Annotated in this window: 18 protein-coding genes and 1 tRNA gene; 8 read left to right on the top strand and 11 right to left on the bottom strand. The window is 40.2% G+C overall.

Features of this window, described 5'->3' with window-relative positions:
* Window positions 1–187 precede the first annotated feature (187 nt).
* The 3 genes from NAF01_RS07530 to NAF01_RS07520 are packed head-to-tail and all read right to left on the bottom strand — an operon-like array spanning window position 188 to window position 3,203.
* Window positions 188–916, bottom strand: coding sequence for an exonuclease domain-containing protein (locus NAF01_RS07530; RefSeq protein ID WP_250802046.1), 729 nt, complete (start codon window positions 914–916; stop codon window positions 188–190).
* Window positions 916–1,899, bottom strand: coding sequence for a DUF294 nucleotidyltransferase-like domain-containing protein (locus tag NAF01_RS07525; protein WP_250802045.1), 984 nt, complete (start codon window positions 1,897–1,899; stop codon window positions 916–918). Before NAF01_RS07525 ends, NAF01_RS07530 begins: the two co-directional genes overlap by 1 nt.
* Before the next feature lie 35 nt (window positions 1,900–1,934).
* A complete protein-coding gene (locus tag NAF01_RS07520) occupies window positions 1,935–3,203 on the bottom strand; it encodes an ammonium transporter (RefSeq protein ID WP_250802044.1) in 1,269 nt (422 codons plus the stop codon).
* Between the two features lie 268 nt (window positions 3,204–3,471).
* Between NAF01_RS07520 and NAF01_RS07515 the strand changes: the two genes are divergently transcribed.
* Together NAF01_RS07515 and NAF01_RS24955 are read left to right on the top strand one after the other, a co-directional pair.
* Window positions 3,472–3,666, top strand: a complete 195-nt coding sequence (locus tag NAF01_RS07515) for an alpha/beta-type small acid-soluble spore protein (RefSeq protein WP_250802043.1) — start codon at window positions 3,472–3,474, stop codon at window positions 3,664–3,666.
* A gap of 81 nt (window positions 3,667–3,747) precedes the next feature.
* Complete coding sequence (locus tag NAF01_RS24955; protein WP_268891682.1) at window positions 3,748–3,873, top strand: hypothetical protein; 126 nt, start codon at window positions 3,748–3,750, stop codon at window positions 3,871–3,873.
* Window positions 3,874–3,923: 50 nt separating this feature from the next.
* On the opposite strand, the gene NAF01_RS07510 is transcribed toward NAF01_RS24955, so the two are convergent.
* The 5 genes from NAF01_RS07510 to NAF01_RS07490 form a co-directional block, all read right to left on the bottom strand.
* Window positions 3,924–4,841, bottom strand: a complete 918-nt coding sequence (locus NAF01_RS07510; RefSeq protein WP_434964681.1) for a COX15/CtaA family protein — start codon at window positions 4,839–4,841, stop codon at window positions 3,924–3,926.
* 204 nt (window positions 4,842–5,045) lie between these two features.
* Complete coding sequence (menC, locus tag NAF01_RS07505) at window positions 5,046–6,155, bottom strand: o-succinylbenzoate synthase (RefSeq protein ID WP_250802041.1); 1,110 nt, start codon at window positions 6,153–6,155, stop codon at window positions 5,046–5,048.
* Between the two features lie 246 nt (window positions 6,156–6,401).
* A complete protein-coding gene (locus NAF01_RS07500) occupies window positions 6,402–7,214 on the bottom strand; it encodes a GNAT family N-acetyltransferase (protein ID WP_250802040.1) in 813 nt (270 codons plus the stop codon).
* A gap of 35 nt (window positions 7,215–7,249) precedes the next feature.
* On the bottom strand, window positions 7,250–8,632 hold the full coding sequence (locus NAF01_RS07495; RefSeq protein ID WP_250802039.1) for a YjiH family protein: 1,383 nt from the start codon (window positions 8,630–8,632) through the stop codon (window positions 7,250–7,252).
* A 50-nt stretch (window positions 8,633–8,682) separates the two neighbouring features.
* A complete protein-coding gene (locus NAF01_RS07490) occupies window positions 8,683–9,537 on the bottom strand; it encodes a MurR/RpiR family transcriptional regulator (RefSeq protein ID WP_250802038.1) in 855 nt (284 codons plus the stop codon).
* 491 nt (window positions 9,538–10,028) lie between these two features.
* On the opposite strand from NAF01_RS07490, the gene NAF01_RS07485 reads away from it, so the two are divergent.
* Together NAF01_RS07485 and NAF01_RS07480 are read left to right on the top strand one after the other, a co-directional pair.
* Complete coding sequence (locus NAF01_RS07485; RefSeq protein ID WP_250802037.1) at window positions 10,029–11,669, top strand: PTS transporter subunit IIBC; 1,641 nt, start codon at window positions 10,029–10,031, stop codon at window positions 11,667–11,669.
* Between the two features lie 2 nt (window positions 11,670–11,671).
* Window positions 11,672–12,457 carry an endonuclease/exonuclease/phosphatase family protein gene (locus NAF01_RS07480; protein WP_222497325.1) on the top strand — a complete coding sequence of 262 codons (786 nt, stop codon included), beginning with the start codon at window positions 11,672–11,674 and terminating at the stop codon, window positions 12,455–12,457.
* A gap of 40 nt (window positions 12,458–12,497) precedes the next feature.
* Here NAF01_RS07480 and NAF01_RS07475 read toward each other — a convergent pair whose 3' ends face one another.
* The 3 genes from NAF01_RS07475 to NAF01_RS07465 form a co-directional block, all read right to left on the bottom strand.
* Window positions 12,498–12,962: a GNAT family N-acetyltransferase gene (locus NAF01_RS07475; protein ID WP_250802036.1), complete on the bottom strand. Its 465-nt coding sequence runs from the start codon at window positions 12,960–12,962 to the stop codon at window positions 12,498–12,500.
* Window positions 12,963–13,081: 119 nt separating this feature from the next.
* On the bottom strand, window positions 13,082–14,056 hold the full coding sequence (locus NAF01_RS07470; protein WP_248346717.1) for a proline dehydrogenase family protein: 975 nt from the start codon (window positions 14,054–14,056) through the stop codon (window positions 13,082–13,084).
* Window positions 14,057–14,250: 194 nt separating this feature from the next.
* Window positions 14,251–14,323, bottom strand: a tRNA-Val gene (locus tag NAF01_RS07465).
* 247 nt (window positions 14,324–14,570) lie between these two features.
* On the opposite strand from NAF01_RS07465, the gene NAF01_RS07460 reads away from it, so the two are divergent.
* From NAF01_RS07460 to NAF01_RS07445, 4 genes are all read left to right on the top strand, one after another.
* Window positions 14,571–15,335, top strand: a complete 765-nt coding sequence (locus NAF01_RS07460; protein ID WP_250802035.1) for a SurA N-terminal domain-containing protein — start codon at window positions 14,571–14,573, stop codon at window positions 15,333–15,335.
* 128 nt (window positions 15,336–15,463) lie between these two features.
* Complete coding sequence (locus NAF01_RS07455; protein WP_222497330.1) at window positions 15,464–16,078, top strand: YczE/YyaS/YitT family protein; 615 nt, start codon at window positions 15,464–15,466, stop codon at window positions 16,076–16,078.
* A gap of 109 nt (window positions 16,079–16,187) precedes the next feature.
* The gene (locus NAF01_RS07450) at window positions 16,188–16,406 is read left to right on the top strand and encodes a hypothetical protein (RefSeq protein ID WP_048009084.1); all 219 of its coding nucleotides are present in this window, start codon (window positions 16,188–16,190) and stop codon (window positions 16,404–16,406) included.
* 157 nt (window positions 16,407–16,563) lie between these two features.
* Entirely contained in the window at window positions 16,564–17,148 is a 585-nt protein-coding gene (locus tag NAF01_RS07445; RefSeq protein ID WP_250802034.1) for a hypothetical protein, read from the top strand.
* The last annotated feature ends 14 nt before the right edge of the window (window positions 17,149–17,162 follow it).

Here is a 17,162-nt window from a genome sequence, read left to right as displayed (position 1 = left end):
ATATCGTGATTGGGGCATTGATTTTGATTAAATGGAAGGGTTTTTATGACTGCCAGGACCTGGGTTCGGACTCAAACTACCTTCTGTCCGAAGTTCCTCCTGCTTCAGACTCAAACTTCCTTTAACCTTGATTTGTGTCCGAAGTCACTCAGCTGGCTTCATCTTCTCCCGTCCAACCTTCCTTGTGTTACCTTAACCTGGCCAGGCGCTCGTAAACCTCTTTTAAATTTGAGCACCCTGATTTATGAACTTCCACGATTAAGCGGCACCACAGGAAAGCTGTCAGTTTTGCATCTTCCAGAGCATGATGGCGGCCCTTAACAGGGATGCCATAAAATTCACAGAGGTCTTCTAATTTTCTTAATGGTTTATTAGGATCGGCTATTCTATAAAGGAAGGAAGTATCTAATATCCTAAGCTTAAATGGCGTGCGAAAAAGCTTCCAGCTGCTATACTGCATAAAGCTTTTCTCGTGGTTCGCATGATGGGCAACCAGCGGCATTTCCTTTACAAATTCAAGAAAGCTAATCAATACCTCCGAGAGGGGAGGAGCTTTTTCTAAATCAGCCTCAGATAGACCTGTCAGCTCCTTTATTTCACTTGAAAGAGGCTTATCAAAATGAACAAGTGAATAAAAACTGTCTTCACTGACTTTCCCGCTAATAATTTTAACCGCACCAATCGAAATAATTTGATCCCCTTTATCCGGGTAAAATCCAGTTGTCTCAATATCAAAGACAGCCACATTCAAATTCCCTAAGGAGATAGACATTAAATCAGCATTCTGCAGCTCCCTCTGCATTTGTCTAATAAATGCTAAATGATGCGGATTATGACCATTCATTCCACCTAACATGTTAGTCTGAAGTTTGCCCTGAATACCTCTGACAAATTGGACAAAAGGATGTAACTTCATTAACCTGCACCCTTTTGAATGGTCCTGACCACAAATTGATGAAGCTTTTTGGCATCCTTTAAAATATCTTTCAGTTCATTTCGCTCTGATATTGATAAGGTTTTAAGCTGAATGTAGTGAGTATCATCATAGGCATCTGTTTGCCTGTATGACTGAAGCCTCCATTTTAACAAGACAGCAAAATTATTTCGATATTTACCCAATCCCCCATAGCCATTTATGTTCATAATCTTATTCATTCGGGCAATAGTAGATGTGTCCAGGATTCCTTCCTTCACAGCAAGAATTCTTACCGCATTTACATAAGGTATAAATGCAGCGTATTTTAGATCCAGCTCCCCTTGATGGCTTCCCTTTTCCTCTGCCAAAAGCTGGCCAAATGGACCTACTGATTTTTTCAAATGCATGCTGGTCTCCACCATTCTGGTCAGCAGATGCGGGCTTTTTTGGAGATTCACGTGAATAAAGGATTTCAATTCTGCTATATACTCTTCCTCTCCTGCCAGCACTCTGCTGTCATAGAAAATATGGAGATTCCTGATCGTCTGCAGACTCTCCTCCTGCATCCATGCATGGATTTGTTCTTTCCATTCAGAAAGTGATTTGCACCATAGCGGATTAGAGCTCATCACATTTCCTTCGCAAAATGGATAGCCAACAGCCTGTAAACCTTTTGAAACTTCCTCCCCCAGCTCTAAAAAATACTTTTCCGCTTCAGCAGCCCCTGATTCAAACACCAATCCGTGATCCTGGTCACTCAGAAAGCCCTGCTCCCTTCTCCCCGAGCTTCCCATTGTGAACCAGGCAAATTTCCATGAGGATGGCCTTTCAATTTTTTTGGTTCTTTCCAACGCCATACGAATAACGGCTTTCATGATAATGTCGTGAAAATCATTCAGAGCGCTGACATCTGAGCGGTATTTTAAGATCTGTTCCTCTTTCCACTTTTTTAGGGATTGATAAGAGTTAAATGTTGATTCCATCCAGGCACTCCCTTTAAAAGAAGCTTCAGTCTTGCTTACGAGCTTAACTTTTTGTTTTCATCAGCCATAAAGACTTCGGGATATCCATAGCTTCCATGTTCACTTAAATCCAATCCCATAATTTCTTCTTCCTCTGTTACCCGAAGTCCATTCAATACCTTCTTGGCAGCTGCCAAAATTATGAAGGATACAGCAAAAGCATAAAGGCCGGAAACAGCGACACCCATAAACTGTACTCCCAGCTGTTCAAAACCTCCCCCATAAAACAGCCCAGGTTTACCGACTGATGCCAATTCAGGTGTAGCAAAGAATCCAGTTGATAATGTTCCCCATACCCCGGCAGCACCATGAACAGATAGAGCAAAGATTGGATCATCGATTTTTCGCTTTTCAAAGAAACGCACACTGTAGAATACAAGGATTCCTGATACAAACCCTATAACGACAGCCGCCCATGTATCAACAAAAGCACAGGAAGCTGTAATTGCGACCAGACCTGCCAGGGCACCGTTAAGCATTGTCGGAACATCGGATTTACCCATAACCATCCATGAAATAATCAGTGCAGCAACTGCTCCTGCTCCGGCAGCAAGATTTGTGTTAAGAGCTACAAATCCAAAAAAACCATCTTCCACAGTCAAGGTACTGCCTGCGTTAAACCCAAACCAGCCAACCCACAGAATTAGCACACCCAAGGCTGTATATACCTGGTTATGGCCATAGATATTGTTAGCGGAACCATCTTTATTAAATTTTCCGATTCGGGGCTTAAGTAAAATCGTAGCTGCCAACGCTGCCATAGCACCCGTTAAGTGGACAACTGTTGAACCAGCAAAGTCCTGCTTACCGTGTTCAGCAAGCCAGCCTCCTCCCCAAATCCAATGTGCGACGACAGGATAAACAATAGCAGAAAACAGTACGGTAAAAATGAGGTAAACGGAAAGTTTTGCACGTTCAGCAAATCCGCCTAATGCAATCGTAATGGAAATACCAGCAAATGCCATCTGAAATACGAAGAATACAGAAGAAGATAAGCTCATTCCCTCAAGCTCAGCACCAGAGTAAAAAAAATTTGATAACCCAACCAATATATTTGCATGGTCGCCGAAAATGAAACCAAAGCCAATGGCCCAAAATACCAATGATGATAAACCAAAGGTAAAAATCGTTTTACCGGCAATATGCCCCGCATTTTTCATCCTGGTCGAACCGGCTTCGAGCATAACGAAACCGCCAAGCATAAAAATGACTAAAATGGCTCCCAGCATTACCCAAAGACTATTCAATAAAAATGTGGCATCCAAATGTAATTCCTCCCTTTTCCGATTAATGTAAGGGTAATAATTAAATTCATGTTATATTTCCTTACATAATTCAAATTTAATCCTTATTTTACTCTTTTTTACACCGATGTCAATAAGTTTTTTGAAGATTTATAATTTTTATGTTATAAAACCTTACATGATTAAATTATTTGGATTGGCAATTTTATAGTTGCATCTGCTGTTCTTTAATCGGTTAAGTTAAAAACGAGCATTTATTTGCTCAAATCATCGTCGGGAGTGATGTATCATGGCAAGAAACAAACTTTTGGTACCCGGTGCAGGAACTGTATTGGATCAAATGAAACAGGAAATTGCCAATGAGTTTGGAGTTCAGCTTGGTGCTGATACAACCGCACGAGCAAACGGTTCTGTCGGCGGGGAAATGACAAAGCGCCTTGTCGCGTTGGCAGAGCAGCAGCTTAAAAACCAGCAAAATCAGTAAGATTGCTTGCTGGGTACCGGCCCTGCCTTAGGGGCCGGTTTTTCACTCACTTAAAAGCACATTACCAATGGAGGCAGACCTATGACCAACAAAAATGACAACCGTGAAAGAAAAAACAAATATCCAAATAATAAAAAGCAGGATGCAGAGTTCTCAAGAGATGCAGATATCCGAAGCGAAATTACTAAAAAAGATCTGCAAAAATAACAAAAAACAAAAAAGGCATGTCACCTGACTGCCTTTTTTAAATATTGCTATTATCCGTAATAAGGATTACTGCTCTTCTCACCTACCCTCCTGCTCCTGCTGGAGTATGAGACAAATACTCCAGCCTCACTAACAATTGCAAATAATGCTGTTCCAAAAGCAAGATGAAGAACTCCCCAGGATACTTCAATATAGCTTATAATTGCGAGAATACCTATTATGATTTGACCTAAAACCAGCAGAGAGGCAGCCATAAGCCGATTCTGTAATCCAGCCTCCCAACTGTTTTTAAATGAAAGATATGTAAGATAAAATATGTAAAAGGCCAAAACTCCCGCCAAAAGCCTATGTCCGGTCTGGATCATTTCCGGAAAAGATACTGGCATAAAGCCATTTGTACATACAAGCCAGCTGCAGGCCAATCCGAATGATTCATGCTTTATATAAGCACCTAGAAATAAAGTAACAAGCAGCAGTAACAAAACTGCTTTAAATTTGTTTTGAACACTCTGGCCTCCTCTTGTTTTGATCCATGATGACTGTTCATCAGCACGTCGCCAGATCCAGATCAGCGCAGCAAGGAAAGCCATCGCCACCATCAGGTGGACAGACACTATTATAGCGGGCAAGTCCATCCAAACCACAGCTGCCCCCAGTAAAATTTGAACTAATAAAAGCAGAATCAGCACCTTAGAAGCCTTATCAAGTTCCCGCACCTGATTTGATTTTTGAATTCTAAAGTACAATACAGCTGTCATTATTCCAAGAACTGCACCAATAATTCTGTGAGTAAATTCAATTAAGGTATCTCCTTCCAATACCGGGATCACCTGCCCATTGCATAATGGCCACTCCGGACCGCATCCCATGCCAGATTCCGAAGATGCGACATACCCGCCAAATACAATTAAAATATAAGTAAGGATAATGGTTAATAACGCCTGCCGTTTTACCTTCAAACTGCACACTCCTTATATTGCAAAATTCTAAATTTTGCAATCAGTTTATCAGAACCCTGACAAACTTTCGGTGATATGCATCACAATACAAAAAATATAGGGAGCGAGTTTCAATTCACACAGTAAAACGCCAGAGTTTCTCTCTGGCGCTGAATGGTATTTTATCGCAGTCTAACGGGCAGTACCACCCACACTGGTTGAAGTTTCACTTTATTATTTTGTAAAAGTCCGGCTATAAAGAGTTACATCCTCTATTTTAGAGCGATTAGGCTCATAGCCTATTCCTGGGCCCTGAGGCACGAATATAAACCCATCTTCCATAGTGACTTCAGGATCGATGATATCTTTTTTCCAATAATGGGAAGACGGGGCTGTATCACCAGGAAGTGTAAAATTGGATAGAGAAGTTATGGCTATATTATGTGCACGTCCTATTCCAGCTTCAAGCATTCCTCCGCACCACATCGGAATGTTATGATCTCTGCAAAGGTCATGAATTTTTCTTGACTCTGTAAGCCCGCCAACCCGGCCAATTTTTAAGTTCATGATTCTGCAGCTTCCAAGCTCGATCGCCTTTCTGGCATCCTCAAAGGTATGTATACTTTCATCCAGGCAAATTGGTGTTTTCAAATGGCTTTGAAGCTTGGCATGGTCAATAATATCATCATGATCCAAAGGCTGCTCAATCATCATTAGATTATACTCTTCCATCCTTTGAAGGTGACCAATATCATTAAGTGTATAGGCGCAATTAGCATCAGCCATAAGCTTAATATCAGGAAACTGGGCTCGGATGGCTTTTAAGATCTGCACATCCCAGCCAGGTTTAATTTTCACTTTGATCCGCTGGTAGCCTTCATTTACATATCCTTCAATTTGTTTAAGCATCTTTATTTCTGACTCCTGAATGCCGACACTGACGCCCACTTCTATTTTTTCCTTTTCTCCGCCCAGAGCTTTTGAGAGCGAGACCCCTCTCTCCCTTGCATAAAGGTCCCAGACAGCCCCCTCCAGCGCTGCTTTGGCATTAAAATTTCCCCTGATTGGCCTGAAAGCCTCTGAAACATCATCAGGGTGACGAATCTCTGATGCAAAAAGGATCGGTATTAAATGATCACTCATAATATGCCAATTTGTTTTAACTGTTTCTTCATTGTAGATTGGCTCCATAATGGAAACCGACTCCGCCCAGCCGGACTGCCCGCTTTTTGATTTTACTTCAACCAGAATAAAGTCCTTATCCACTTCTGTTCCGACACTTGTAGTAAACGGATTCAGCAGCTCCATTTTCACGTGCCTTAAAATGACGCTTTTAATTTCCATTCCCATTCTCTCCCGGCATTATCTCTTTTCCGAAGGCTCTTTTCGTATAAATTGTTGTTTTCGCCTATCAATGTTGTCCGTTGATTTCCGCTCCAGGCTGCTCGCTTTCCGCGGGGCGGGCGGTGAGCCTCCTCAACGCTCCGCGTCTGCGGGGTCTCACCTGTCCCGCTACTCCCGCAGGAGTCTCGCACCTTCCGCTCCAATCAACTCAGCAAATTAATCTAAGTTATAAAAAAGCAACAAACTTTACGAAAACAGCTTTTCCAAAAGATAAAAGTATTGATTTTCCGCAGCCTCGTGCTTTATAAGATCTGTTACAATCCAGCCTTGGCTGAGATAATGAGCAAACGCTTTTTTCGTGCTCTTTCTCCATTTCTGAGCCAATTCAAAATCCCGCTTTTTTATGTCCTGAAAATTCCCTGGGACCGGTATAAGAATTTTGTTATTTTCATAGTCTAAATTTACTTTTTCAGGGACTGCCAAACCATCAGCGGCCCCTGTTTCTATTGCCCTTGGCAGAACTTCAGAAGACAATTGGCGCACAGGACCCTCATCTTGAATTCGCCACTCCACTAAAAATCGATCAGATGGTATGCCTGCATTCATATGGTCTGACATTTCACCATAAGCATTTTCTATATATTGAGTGCATACAGCCCCGAGCTTATGGAGATTGAGATTCGCATTTACAGTTTCAAGAGGGTCGTATGTCCAGGAAATGAGATCATAGCCTTTTTCAAGCGCAGTCTGTTTTTGCGCATATTTCAGCTTTTCACCAATCCCCAACGCCCGGCACTCCGGGTGAATCCCCAGGCTGTGGGAGCAAAGATATACCTTTGTGCCGTCAAAGCCGGGAAAGCTGTATTGAAAACCGATCAGTTCCTCTCCCAGGAACGCACCTAACACAAACCCTCCATTTTTAACCGTTGCAACTGTATGATTAACCGGCACAGCTTCTTCCACACTCCATATTCTTGCTTCAAGTTCGTATACTGCTTCGAGATCCTTAACTGTGTGAAGGTTTTTAATGGCCAGTGATGTTAATGCTTCTTGCTTCATAACCTTCCCCTTTCCCTATAATTGCGATAAAACCCCTAAAATATAATATGAGCTACAACAGCTACAATCGGCAGCGTAATAATAGTACGGAGAAGGAATATAAGAATTAAATCTTTTATGCTGACAGGGAGATTTGACCCTAAAAGCAGGCCGCCCATTTCAGACATGTAAACGAGCTGTGTTACAGAGACACAGGCAATGACAAATCTCGTCATTTCACTTTCAATGCCGCTGCCGATGACTGCCGGAAGGAACATGTCTGCAAATCCAACCACCATTGTCTGGGCCGCTTCTGCCGCTTCCGGAATTTGCATTAGAGCCAGGACTGGCTCAAACGGCTTGCCAAGAATCGTAAAAGCCGGGGTGAATTCAGCAATCACCAGGGCAACCGTTCCAATTGCCATAACAATCGGCAGAACTCCCATCCACATGTCTAAAACATTCTCCAAACCTTCTTTTACAACAGCGCCTGCACTATTATTTGTACGCGCTTTCTTAATAGCATTATTTAATCCCCATTTAACAGGTGTAGTATGTGAAGGAATAGAAGTTTCCTCTTTCATCACTGTTCCTTCATAAGCAGTATCAGCTTTTCTGGACAATGGCGGAATCCGCGGCATTACTACAGCTGCCACCAGACCAGCAAGGATAATTGTTAAATAGTAATGTATGAAATATTGCTCTAAATTTAAATATTGAATAATGACAATCGTAAACGTTATGGAAACAACCGAGAAGGTAGTTGCAACAACTGCCGCCTCCCGCTTTGTATAATATCCTTCTTCATATTGTTTTGTCGTCAGCAGGACTCCAATTGTTCCATCACCTACCCATGATGCCAGACAATCAAGCGAAGAACGTCCCGGCAGCTTAAAAACAGGTCTCATCACTTTAATCAATAATGCACCAAAAAATTCGAGCAGGCCAAAATTTAATAAAAGCGGCAGCAATAAACCTGCCAGAAGAAAGGTAGTAAACAGGATCGGAATTAGATCATAGATTAAAAGTGCGCCAGTGTTCTCTGAATATACTGGTTCCAGACCAATCTCAAATAAAGTAATAATAGCAAAAACTGTTCCAAGCAAACGGGCCGCTACCCAAAATTTACTTACATTTAGCAATTTGTTCAAATAAGGGCTGTTTAAGATAAAGCCCGGTTTAAAAACTACTGCTATCAGTGAACCAATAACTGATAGAGCCATTATAGTAACAGTAATCGCAGGTATGGAAGCACCCAGCAGCCCGTTAATTTGATTTGCTAAATATGCAACCGGGATTGTAATCCCTTCTTCTCCTTGAATCGGCACCATAAATAGTAAAACCCCGATCAGAGAAGGAATTAAAAATTTTAAATAGTCCCCGGTTGTGTAGGCTTGCCTTTCCTCCTGCTGAATTAATTTCTTTGAAAGACTGCTCATACGTATGCCCCCTTTTATTTTTCTGATTTTAACACTCCTGCTGTTCAGCTTTATTCAACAAATAACTCCTGATCAGCGTATAAGATTTCCAGTTCCTGCTGTCTCTTGGCAATCCTTTCACGATCCTGTTCATCGATACCCGCGATCAGCACTTCCAGTAAACTAATAACCGATGCAATTGAATGATGTCCGGTATCCATTAGTTCATCAGTAGTAAGTGTGACTGCAGCCATCTGCCCAATTGGCGAAAGCTGTCTGTCTGTAATGGCAATCACCCTGGATCCCTTCCTCTTAGCGAATGAGGCCAGCTTTAAGGTTTCCTTTCGATAGCGAGGGAAAGAAAAAATGACAACTGCTGACTGTTCTGTCAAATCACACACATCCTCAGGAAGAAAACCGTGAGGGCCTGAGATATAGACATTTACCCTCATTTGTTTAAGAGTGTAATAGAACCAGTATGAGGCCGCATAAGAGCTGCCAAAACCCCCAATATAAACCCTGTCTGCCTGAATTAAGGCATCAATTGCTTTCCAAAGTTCTCTTTCATCAACCTGATCAAGCAATTGCCGAAGTATTTTCCTCTCTTGATCAATGACTCTCTTAAACAGGTTCTCTTTCGCTGCATTTATTATGTAAGAGTCATTTTCATTTGCAGCCTGCTGTTTCCCTGCTAGCCAGTCTTTTCTGATTTGTTCCTGCATTTGGGAATAACCGCTGAACCCAAGTGCATATGCAAGCCGAATGACCGTTGTCTCACTGACTCCTGCATTTCTGCCAACTTGAAATGCGGTTAACAACACCGCCTCATTAGCATGCTCCATAATAAATTCAGCTGCTTTCCTCTGTCCTGGCGAGAGGGATGAATAGCTTTCTTTAATCATCTGGTTCATTGTTTTCTTATCCATGCCGGCTCCTCATGAATAGTGAAGGAAAAACTTCTTATGCAAATTATAAAGCATGAAATGCTTCTCAAACAAGAAGATTTTCTACTATTCAAAATTATTTTTATTTACATTTCGTTTAGAAATCCACTCTTTTATGTGAAGGTAATCCTTCTTTTAGTAAATTCTAAAGGATGAAATACTTCTTTAGCAAGAGAAAAATGTATTTTTAAAAATACAAATTTATTTTTATGCAAAAACCATATTTCCTTATGATGAATGACTTATAAATTACTTTCAATGCAAACCTTTGATATCCTTAAACGTCTAAAATAATTTTTTAGGCAAACGGTTGCATCATTTTCCTGCCCGTGTTATTTTAAGATAATAATTAAACTAAATAGTATTTTCATAGAATAAATTCATGCATTCATCGAAATTTTTTATCGTGAAATTATGGGAATGCTTTTTTAGTCCACATAATGAAAGCCCATACAATAAGGGAGAGAAGAACAATGAAAAAATTATTTTCTTTTGATTTCTGGCAAAAGTTTGGAAAGGCATTACTTGTAGTAGTGGCTGTAATGCCAGCTGCAGGTATTATGATTTCACTTGGCAAGCTTGTTGGCATGTCAGGTACTGACATAGCATTTGTGCAAGCGATTGCACGAGTTTTGGAGGATATCGGCTGGGCCATTATTACAAATCTTCATATCTTATTTGCAGTTGCAATTGGCGGTTCCTGGGCTAAGGAGCGTGCAGGCGGAGCGTTTGCAGCTCTTATTGCTTTCATTCTGATTAATAGAATTACAGGCGCCATATTCGGAGTAAAGTCCGACATGTTAGGTAATACCGAGGCCACGGTAAAATCCCTTTTTGGACAAGATCTTATTGTCCCGGACTATTTCACTTCTGTTTTAGGTGCACCAGCATTAAATATGGGAGTATTCGTCGGGATAATTTCAGGTTTTCTTGGCGCAAATTTATTTAACAAGTATTATAACTATGATAAATTGCCAAATTCACTTTCCTTTTTCAATGGAAAGCGATTTGTACCCTTCACTGTAATCGCCGGCTCTGTTGCAGCAGCCTTGGTCTTATCAATTGTTTGGCCATTTATTCAAGGATTATTAAATGATTTCGGACAATGGATTGCTACATCACGGAATACAGCACCAGTTATCGCTCCATTTGTTTTTGGTGCACTGGAAAGATTGCTTCTTCCATTTGGATTGCATCATATGCTGACAGTCCCAATTAATTATACAGAGCTCGGCGGAACTTACAAAATCCTCACAGGCTCTAATGCAGGTTCAACGGTCGCTGGACAAGATCCGCTATGGCTCGCATGGATTGCCGACCTGAATAACTTTTTGGCTGCAGGAGATACAGAAAGCTATAAGCAATTGCTGAATGACGTTACCCCTGCCCGCTTTAAAGTTGGCCAAATGATTCTGTCCGCTGCTGCCTTATTGGGAATTGCGCTTGCAATGTACCGCAATGTAGATCCTGAGAAAAAGAAGAAATACAAATCGATGTTCTTCTCAGCTGGTTTGGCAGTATTCTTAACTGGAGTAACAGAACCGATAGAATTTATGTTTATGTTTGCTGCTCCACTTCTTTATATCGTGTATGCAGTTATGACAGGTCTGGCATTTGCAGTCGTTGACATTATTAATATCCGTGTTCATTCTTTTGGCATCATTGAATTGATTACAAGAACACCAATGATTATAAAAGCTGGCTTATGGCTGGATCTTGTAAACTTTGTAATTGCCTGCCTTGTATTCTTCGGACTAAACTTTTGGGTTGCCAATTTTATGATCAGAAAATTTAACTTCCCTACACCAGGACGCAATGGAAACTATATTGAAGAAGAAAATAATGCTTCATCTTCTGAAACTTCAGTCAAGAAAAATTCACTGGCTCCTGTGTTAATCGAATTATTAGGCGGAAAAGAAAATATTGAAGACGTTGATGCCTGTATGACCCGCTTGCGTGTCACAGTAAAGGACACTGCATCAGTTGCTGGTGAACAGGACTGGAAGAAGAATGGAGCTTTAGGTCTTATCGTTAAGGACAAAGGCGTTCAGGCAATTTATGGACCAAAGGCAGATGTCCTTAAATCTGATATCCAAGACCTTCTGGGAGCTTAACAATGAAATTATTAACTCTAAACTGTCACTCATGGCAGGAGGAACAGCAGCTGGAAAAAATCAAAATTCTTGCTGAGGCTATTAAGGAGAACCGCTATGATGTCATCGCTCTGCAGGAAGTCAGCCAGCATATCAAAGCCCCTTTAATAGATGGCCATATTAAAAAAGATAACTATGCACTGCTGTTAATTGAAGAATTGAGAAAAATAGGTGTGGAAGATTACGTTTTTAAATGGGATTTCTCACATATTGGATATGATATTTACGAAGAGGGTCTTGCCATATTGACAAAGCATGAAATAAAGGAGGATTTTTCCTTCTTTATTACCCAAAATAAAGACCAGGCACACTGGAAGACACGAAAAATTATTGGTGTTAAATTAGTTTACAAAAACAGACCAATTACCTTTTATTCTTGTCACCTTGGCTGGTGGGATGATGAAGAAGAATCCTTTAAGTTTCAGGCTGAATCTCTTCTTGCACTTGCATCTAAAGATGAACCCGCCATTTTTATGGGTGATTTCAACAGCTCGGCGTATGTCCGCAATGAAGGTTATGACTTTCTCATCGGCAAAGGGCTTTATGACACTTTTGAATTAGCAGACAAGCAGGATTCAGGAGTGACGGTTAAAGGCAAAATTGCCGGCTGGGACGAAAATAAACATGAGATGCGCATCGACTTGATTTTATCATCGTATCCGATCCATCCAAAATATTCACGAGTTATTTTTAATGGCATAAACAAACCCATCATTTCCGATCATTATGGAGTGGAAATTGAAATTTAGCCATAAAGAAAATCCCTGACAATGAAGTCAGGGATTTTCTTTATACCGTCAGCCTGTAAACCGGTTCGGGATGAAAGGCCTGAAAAATCTCCCCTGTCGGTTCAAAACCAACTTTCTCATATACACGAATAGCCGGCTCGTTCTCCTTGATGACAGATAGGTAGATTTCATGGCACCCATATTTCTCTTTCATTTCCTCAATTACAAGCTTAATAGCCGGTATGCCATAGCCTTTCCCCTGAAATTGATGTCCAAGCATCAGACTGACAAGTTCATAGCGGCCATGCTCTTTATCCAGACCATGAGTCGCAAAGCCAATTAATGATTCGCTATCGTATATACCTTTACATGTCCAGCCATTGACTGAAGCCAGAGCAATGAAAAAAGCATTGGAACCGACAAACCTTTCGAAAATTTGAAACTTCTTTTCCTGCTCTTCTTCAGATTTCAAATTTATAATCTCAAAAAAATTTTTCTCTGTAACAGGTTTCAGTTGTAAATCCATGTCATCTTTCCTCTCATTCCAAATCATTCCTAAAAATAAATTCGCAGCCATAGCCAAGAATTCCTTTATAAAAAGATAAAAAGCCTCCCGTTAAAATTTATAGGGAGGCTCCTGCATTATTATTTTTTCCGTTTCTTTGTCAATCTGCCTAATAAGAAAGCTCCTGCTGCAACACCAATGACTGTATTTGTTTTCTTGGTAAATACCTGCTTAGCCACAAGGTTTAAGTTCTGCGGCCGTTCTGCCAGGCGTCTCATGAAGTAGCCATACCAGTCATGTCCAAAAGGAACATATGTGCAGAAATTATAGCCTTCACCAGCAAGCTTCAGCTGCATATCCTTGCGGAAGCCATAGAGCATTTGAAATTCAAATTTATCTTTAGGGATATTGTTAGCCCTTACAAAATCTTTTACATGATTAATTACATTATGGTCATGTGTTGCAATAGACGTGAATTTGCCATTCAACAGATGCCATTCTATTAATTTAATAAAGTTAGCGTCAATGTCATTTTTGTCCTGATAAGCAATTTCTTCAGGCTCCTTGTAAGCACCTTTGACAATCCGCAGCCGGAAATTCTGATATTTCTTCAGGTCTTCTTCAGCATCCAGGAAATATGCCTGAATAACTGTACCGAAGTTATTGTATTCCTTAGATAATTCATCCAGAATGTCAAAGGAAGGCTGCAAGCGCTTAGAGTCTTCCATATCCATATTCACAAATATACCATACTGGCTTGCTCTCTCTACTATCTCCCTAACATTTTCCAGGCAGAAAGAGTAGTCAATATCAAGGCCTAATTGAGAAGGCTTTAAAGAGATATGTGCATCCACCTGATTTTCATGAATCGCCTCTATCACTTCTATTATTTGTTTTTTCGCTTCTGCCGCCTCTTCTTTTTTATATACAAATTCCCCGAGGTTATCGACAGTACAAGAGATGCCATGAGCATTAAGCTCTTTTATGCTCTGAATAGCTTCTTCTAAATTTGTCCCCGCAACTACATTCTGCGCACCCAATTTCAATCCGTATTTCTTTGCGGCACTATTCAGAAATTCGTTTTGGGAAAGGCCTATAAACAGATCTTTCAACATAGAAATATCCCCTAACTCTTGTAATTTCACAATAAAATTATAGCATAGATTTTCAATAAAAATTATTTTGTGAATTTTTATATTTTAACGATTCCCTATCACTGTTTCGTTAAAACATCGGTAGTTCTCAGTTCAAAAACAAATTTCCTATCAACAAAAAAATGCCTGGCTACGACAGCCAGGCATTTTAAGTATGATTCCGACTGGGTTCGAACCAGCGACCTCTACCCTGTCAAGGTAGCGCTCTCCCAGCTGAGCTACGGAATCGTTATGAATATTTCCCTGTATTGGGGACAATATAAAATATACTTCTTTCTAACATAAAAGTCAATACCTATATTTCATCCATAGACTATAAAGTTAGCAGCCGGGAAGCTAGATTACATTCCCATTACAATTTATGCATTTATGCCTTAAAGGTATCTTTTTGAGAATTTTTGCTTTATAATGCCCTCTATATGATTCATTTGTTAGTTGAATCAAACTATACAGGGTTACGGAAGGAGAAATATCAATGAAGAAACTAATGTATCCCTTTTTACTAGTATTAATATCTGCTGTTTTAGCTGCTTGCGGAGCTGACGATAAAAGCAAGAGTGCAGATAAAAAAGAAGAGCCGAAAACAGCTGAAACCGATCAGCAGGACCAGCAAAAGCAAATGGAAGAAATGCAAAAGAAAATGGATAAGCAAAAGCTTGATGAAGAAAAGACAGTTGCAATTGTGAATGACCAGGAAGTTCTTGGACGTGAGTATAACAGTGTACTTACTTCTTCACAAATGATGTATCAGCAAATGGGACAAGACCCTACTACAAAAGATGCTGCCGAGAAAATTAAGAAGCAGACACTTGATAGTCTTGTGGGCCAGACACTTCTTCTCCAGGAGGCTGATAAAAAAGGCTATAAAGCTTCTGATGAAGAAGTCAAAAAGCAGCTCGAAGAAACAAAAGGACAATTCAAAAATGATAAGGAATTTGAAACAGCAATGAAACAGGCTGGCCTTAATCCCGATTCATTAGAGAAGGAAATTGCCAACAATATTAAATATACGAAATACATCGAAGGCGAGATTAAACCTGAGAATGTTACAGATGCTGAAATTCAAAAATTCTATGAAGAATATGCAAGCCAGGGTGGTGCTGAAGGACAGGAGCCCCCTAAATTGGAAGAAGTAAAACCGCAGATCAAACAGCAGCTCGAACAGCAAAAACAGCAGGAAATGCTCGTTAAGCATGTAGAAGATTTGAAGAAAAATGCAAATATTGATATTAAAGTATAATTATCATTGAGCAGCTCCCATTTACGGGAGCTGTTTTTCTATGATTATTCATCATGGAATCTATTGGATATCTTCTTCCCCTTGAGTAATTATTTAAATGCTGTAATATGTATTGGGGAGGATTCTACATGATTAAACACACTACATTCATTCAAATAATTGCAGGTTATTTAATTCTCACTCTTGGTGTTTCACTAATCATCTTATCCAATCTTGGTGCAGGTGCCTGGGACACTGTTTATGTTGGGCTTTTCAATAAATTCGGTCTTACCATTGGAACCTGGTCATTCCTGGTTACGGCTTCCCTTATATTTTTCAATGCCATACTTTCCTGGGAAAAGCCGCAGTTTAAATCATTTATTGGAACCATTTTAGCGAGTCTGGGGATCGATTTTTGGATGGAGCTTGTTTTTAGCGGCTTCACCGTTACACACTATCCCTATCAGATACTTGCCTTCTTTACTGGTATTATACTTCTGGGCTTCGGAGTATCTATCTATATCCGACCGCAATTATTCAGCGGCCCCATTGATGGATTAATGATCGCAACTGCCAAAAGGCTCAATATCAGTATGAAGACTGCACGTATTATTAATGAATTTTTAGCACTGGCCATTGGCCTTCTCTTAGGCGGTCCGGTCGGAATGGGTACTTTGTTAGTAGCCATCTTTTTAGGCTATGCCATACAATATGGGACTGTCCTTCTAAATCACTTAAAAGATAAGGGATTAAAGATAATTTAAAAGACTTCATTTATGAGGTCTTTTTTTATGCGAACAAATTTTCGCATTTCACTTGATCAGGAACGCACGTTCGTTTATAATGTAAATAAAAGTAAGGAGGGGTTTCTCTATGAAAGGAATTCTTTATCGAGCTATGGAAGAGAGAAAGCCTGTGGAAATCATTTATCTCTCCAAACGCAATTCATTTTCACAAAGAAAAATATTAATCAAAGAACTTCGAGGCAGCACGATTTTAGCCTATTGTTTATATAGAAAACAAATGCGTATCTTTAATTTGAATCATATCATGTCCATTTTACCCGAAAAGAAGGCTCGCCAGATCAGCTAAAAGACCAGTTCACTTCATTCATCAAGGCTGTATTTCACAGAAGAAGTACGGCTTTTTATTATGCCTCCTTCCCGATTATCCTGCTCCCTTTGGGGTATATATTCTCTAACTGGGAATGGACACTAAAATTCCCCATGATTAGGAAAGGAAGGATGTTATGAAAACTAACTCTTTAATTACTGCATTGTTTGCAGGCAGCCTTTTACTGGCAGGCTGTAATCAGACTGAAGAGCAAATTGTAGAGGAGGAAGACAAAAACAACCCTTCTATGGAAGAACAGCGGGCAGAAACGGAGGAAACACCCGAAGAAAACAAAAGAATAACTGAAGAAGTTGGCTTGGGAGACACTCGAGACCTTTTCACAGAGGCTTATGGTGAAAATAAAAACAACGAGGAGATAGCCCGCTTTAATGGAGACAGTATGCTGGTAGAGTTTAAAACCCATCGCGCAGTTAATGTTGAGCTGCAATTTGAAGATATGGAAAAAGATATGAGTAATGAAGAGGCTCTTGCATTTATCGAAAAAAGGATTCCGAAAGATGCTGAGGAAGTTAACAGAGTTAAAGATGATAATAACCAGCGTGAAATCATTGAGTATAAAAGCAAACTATTAAAAGAAACCCTCAGTGAAGAAGTATATGAAGGCGATGAACCCGGTACATTCACTGTTCTATTAACCAGTAGCGAAGAAGATTACGTCAGTGCCACTATTTCTATCGGCCATAGCGACCAAGGTGCCTGACAGACCCAGCAGGA

This window comes from Cytobacillus firmus, assembly GCF_023657595.1.
Classification (GTDB): Bacteria; Bacillota; Bacilli; order Bacillales; family Cytobacillaceae; genus Cytobacillus; species Cytobacillus firmus_B.
Note: the sequence above shows the minus strand (reverse complement) of the source record. Positions and strands in the feature narration are given on the sequence as shown.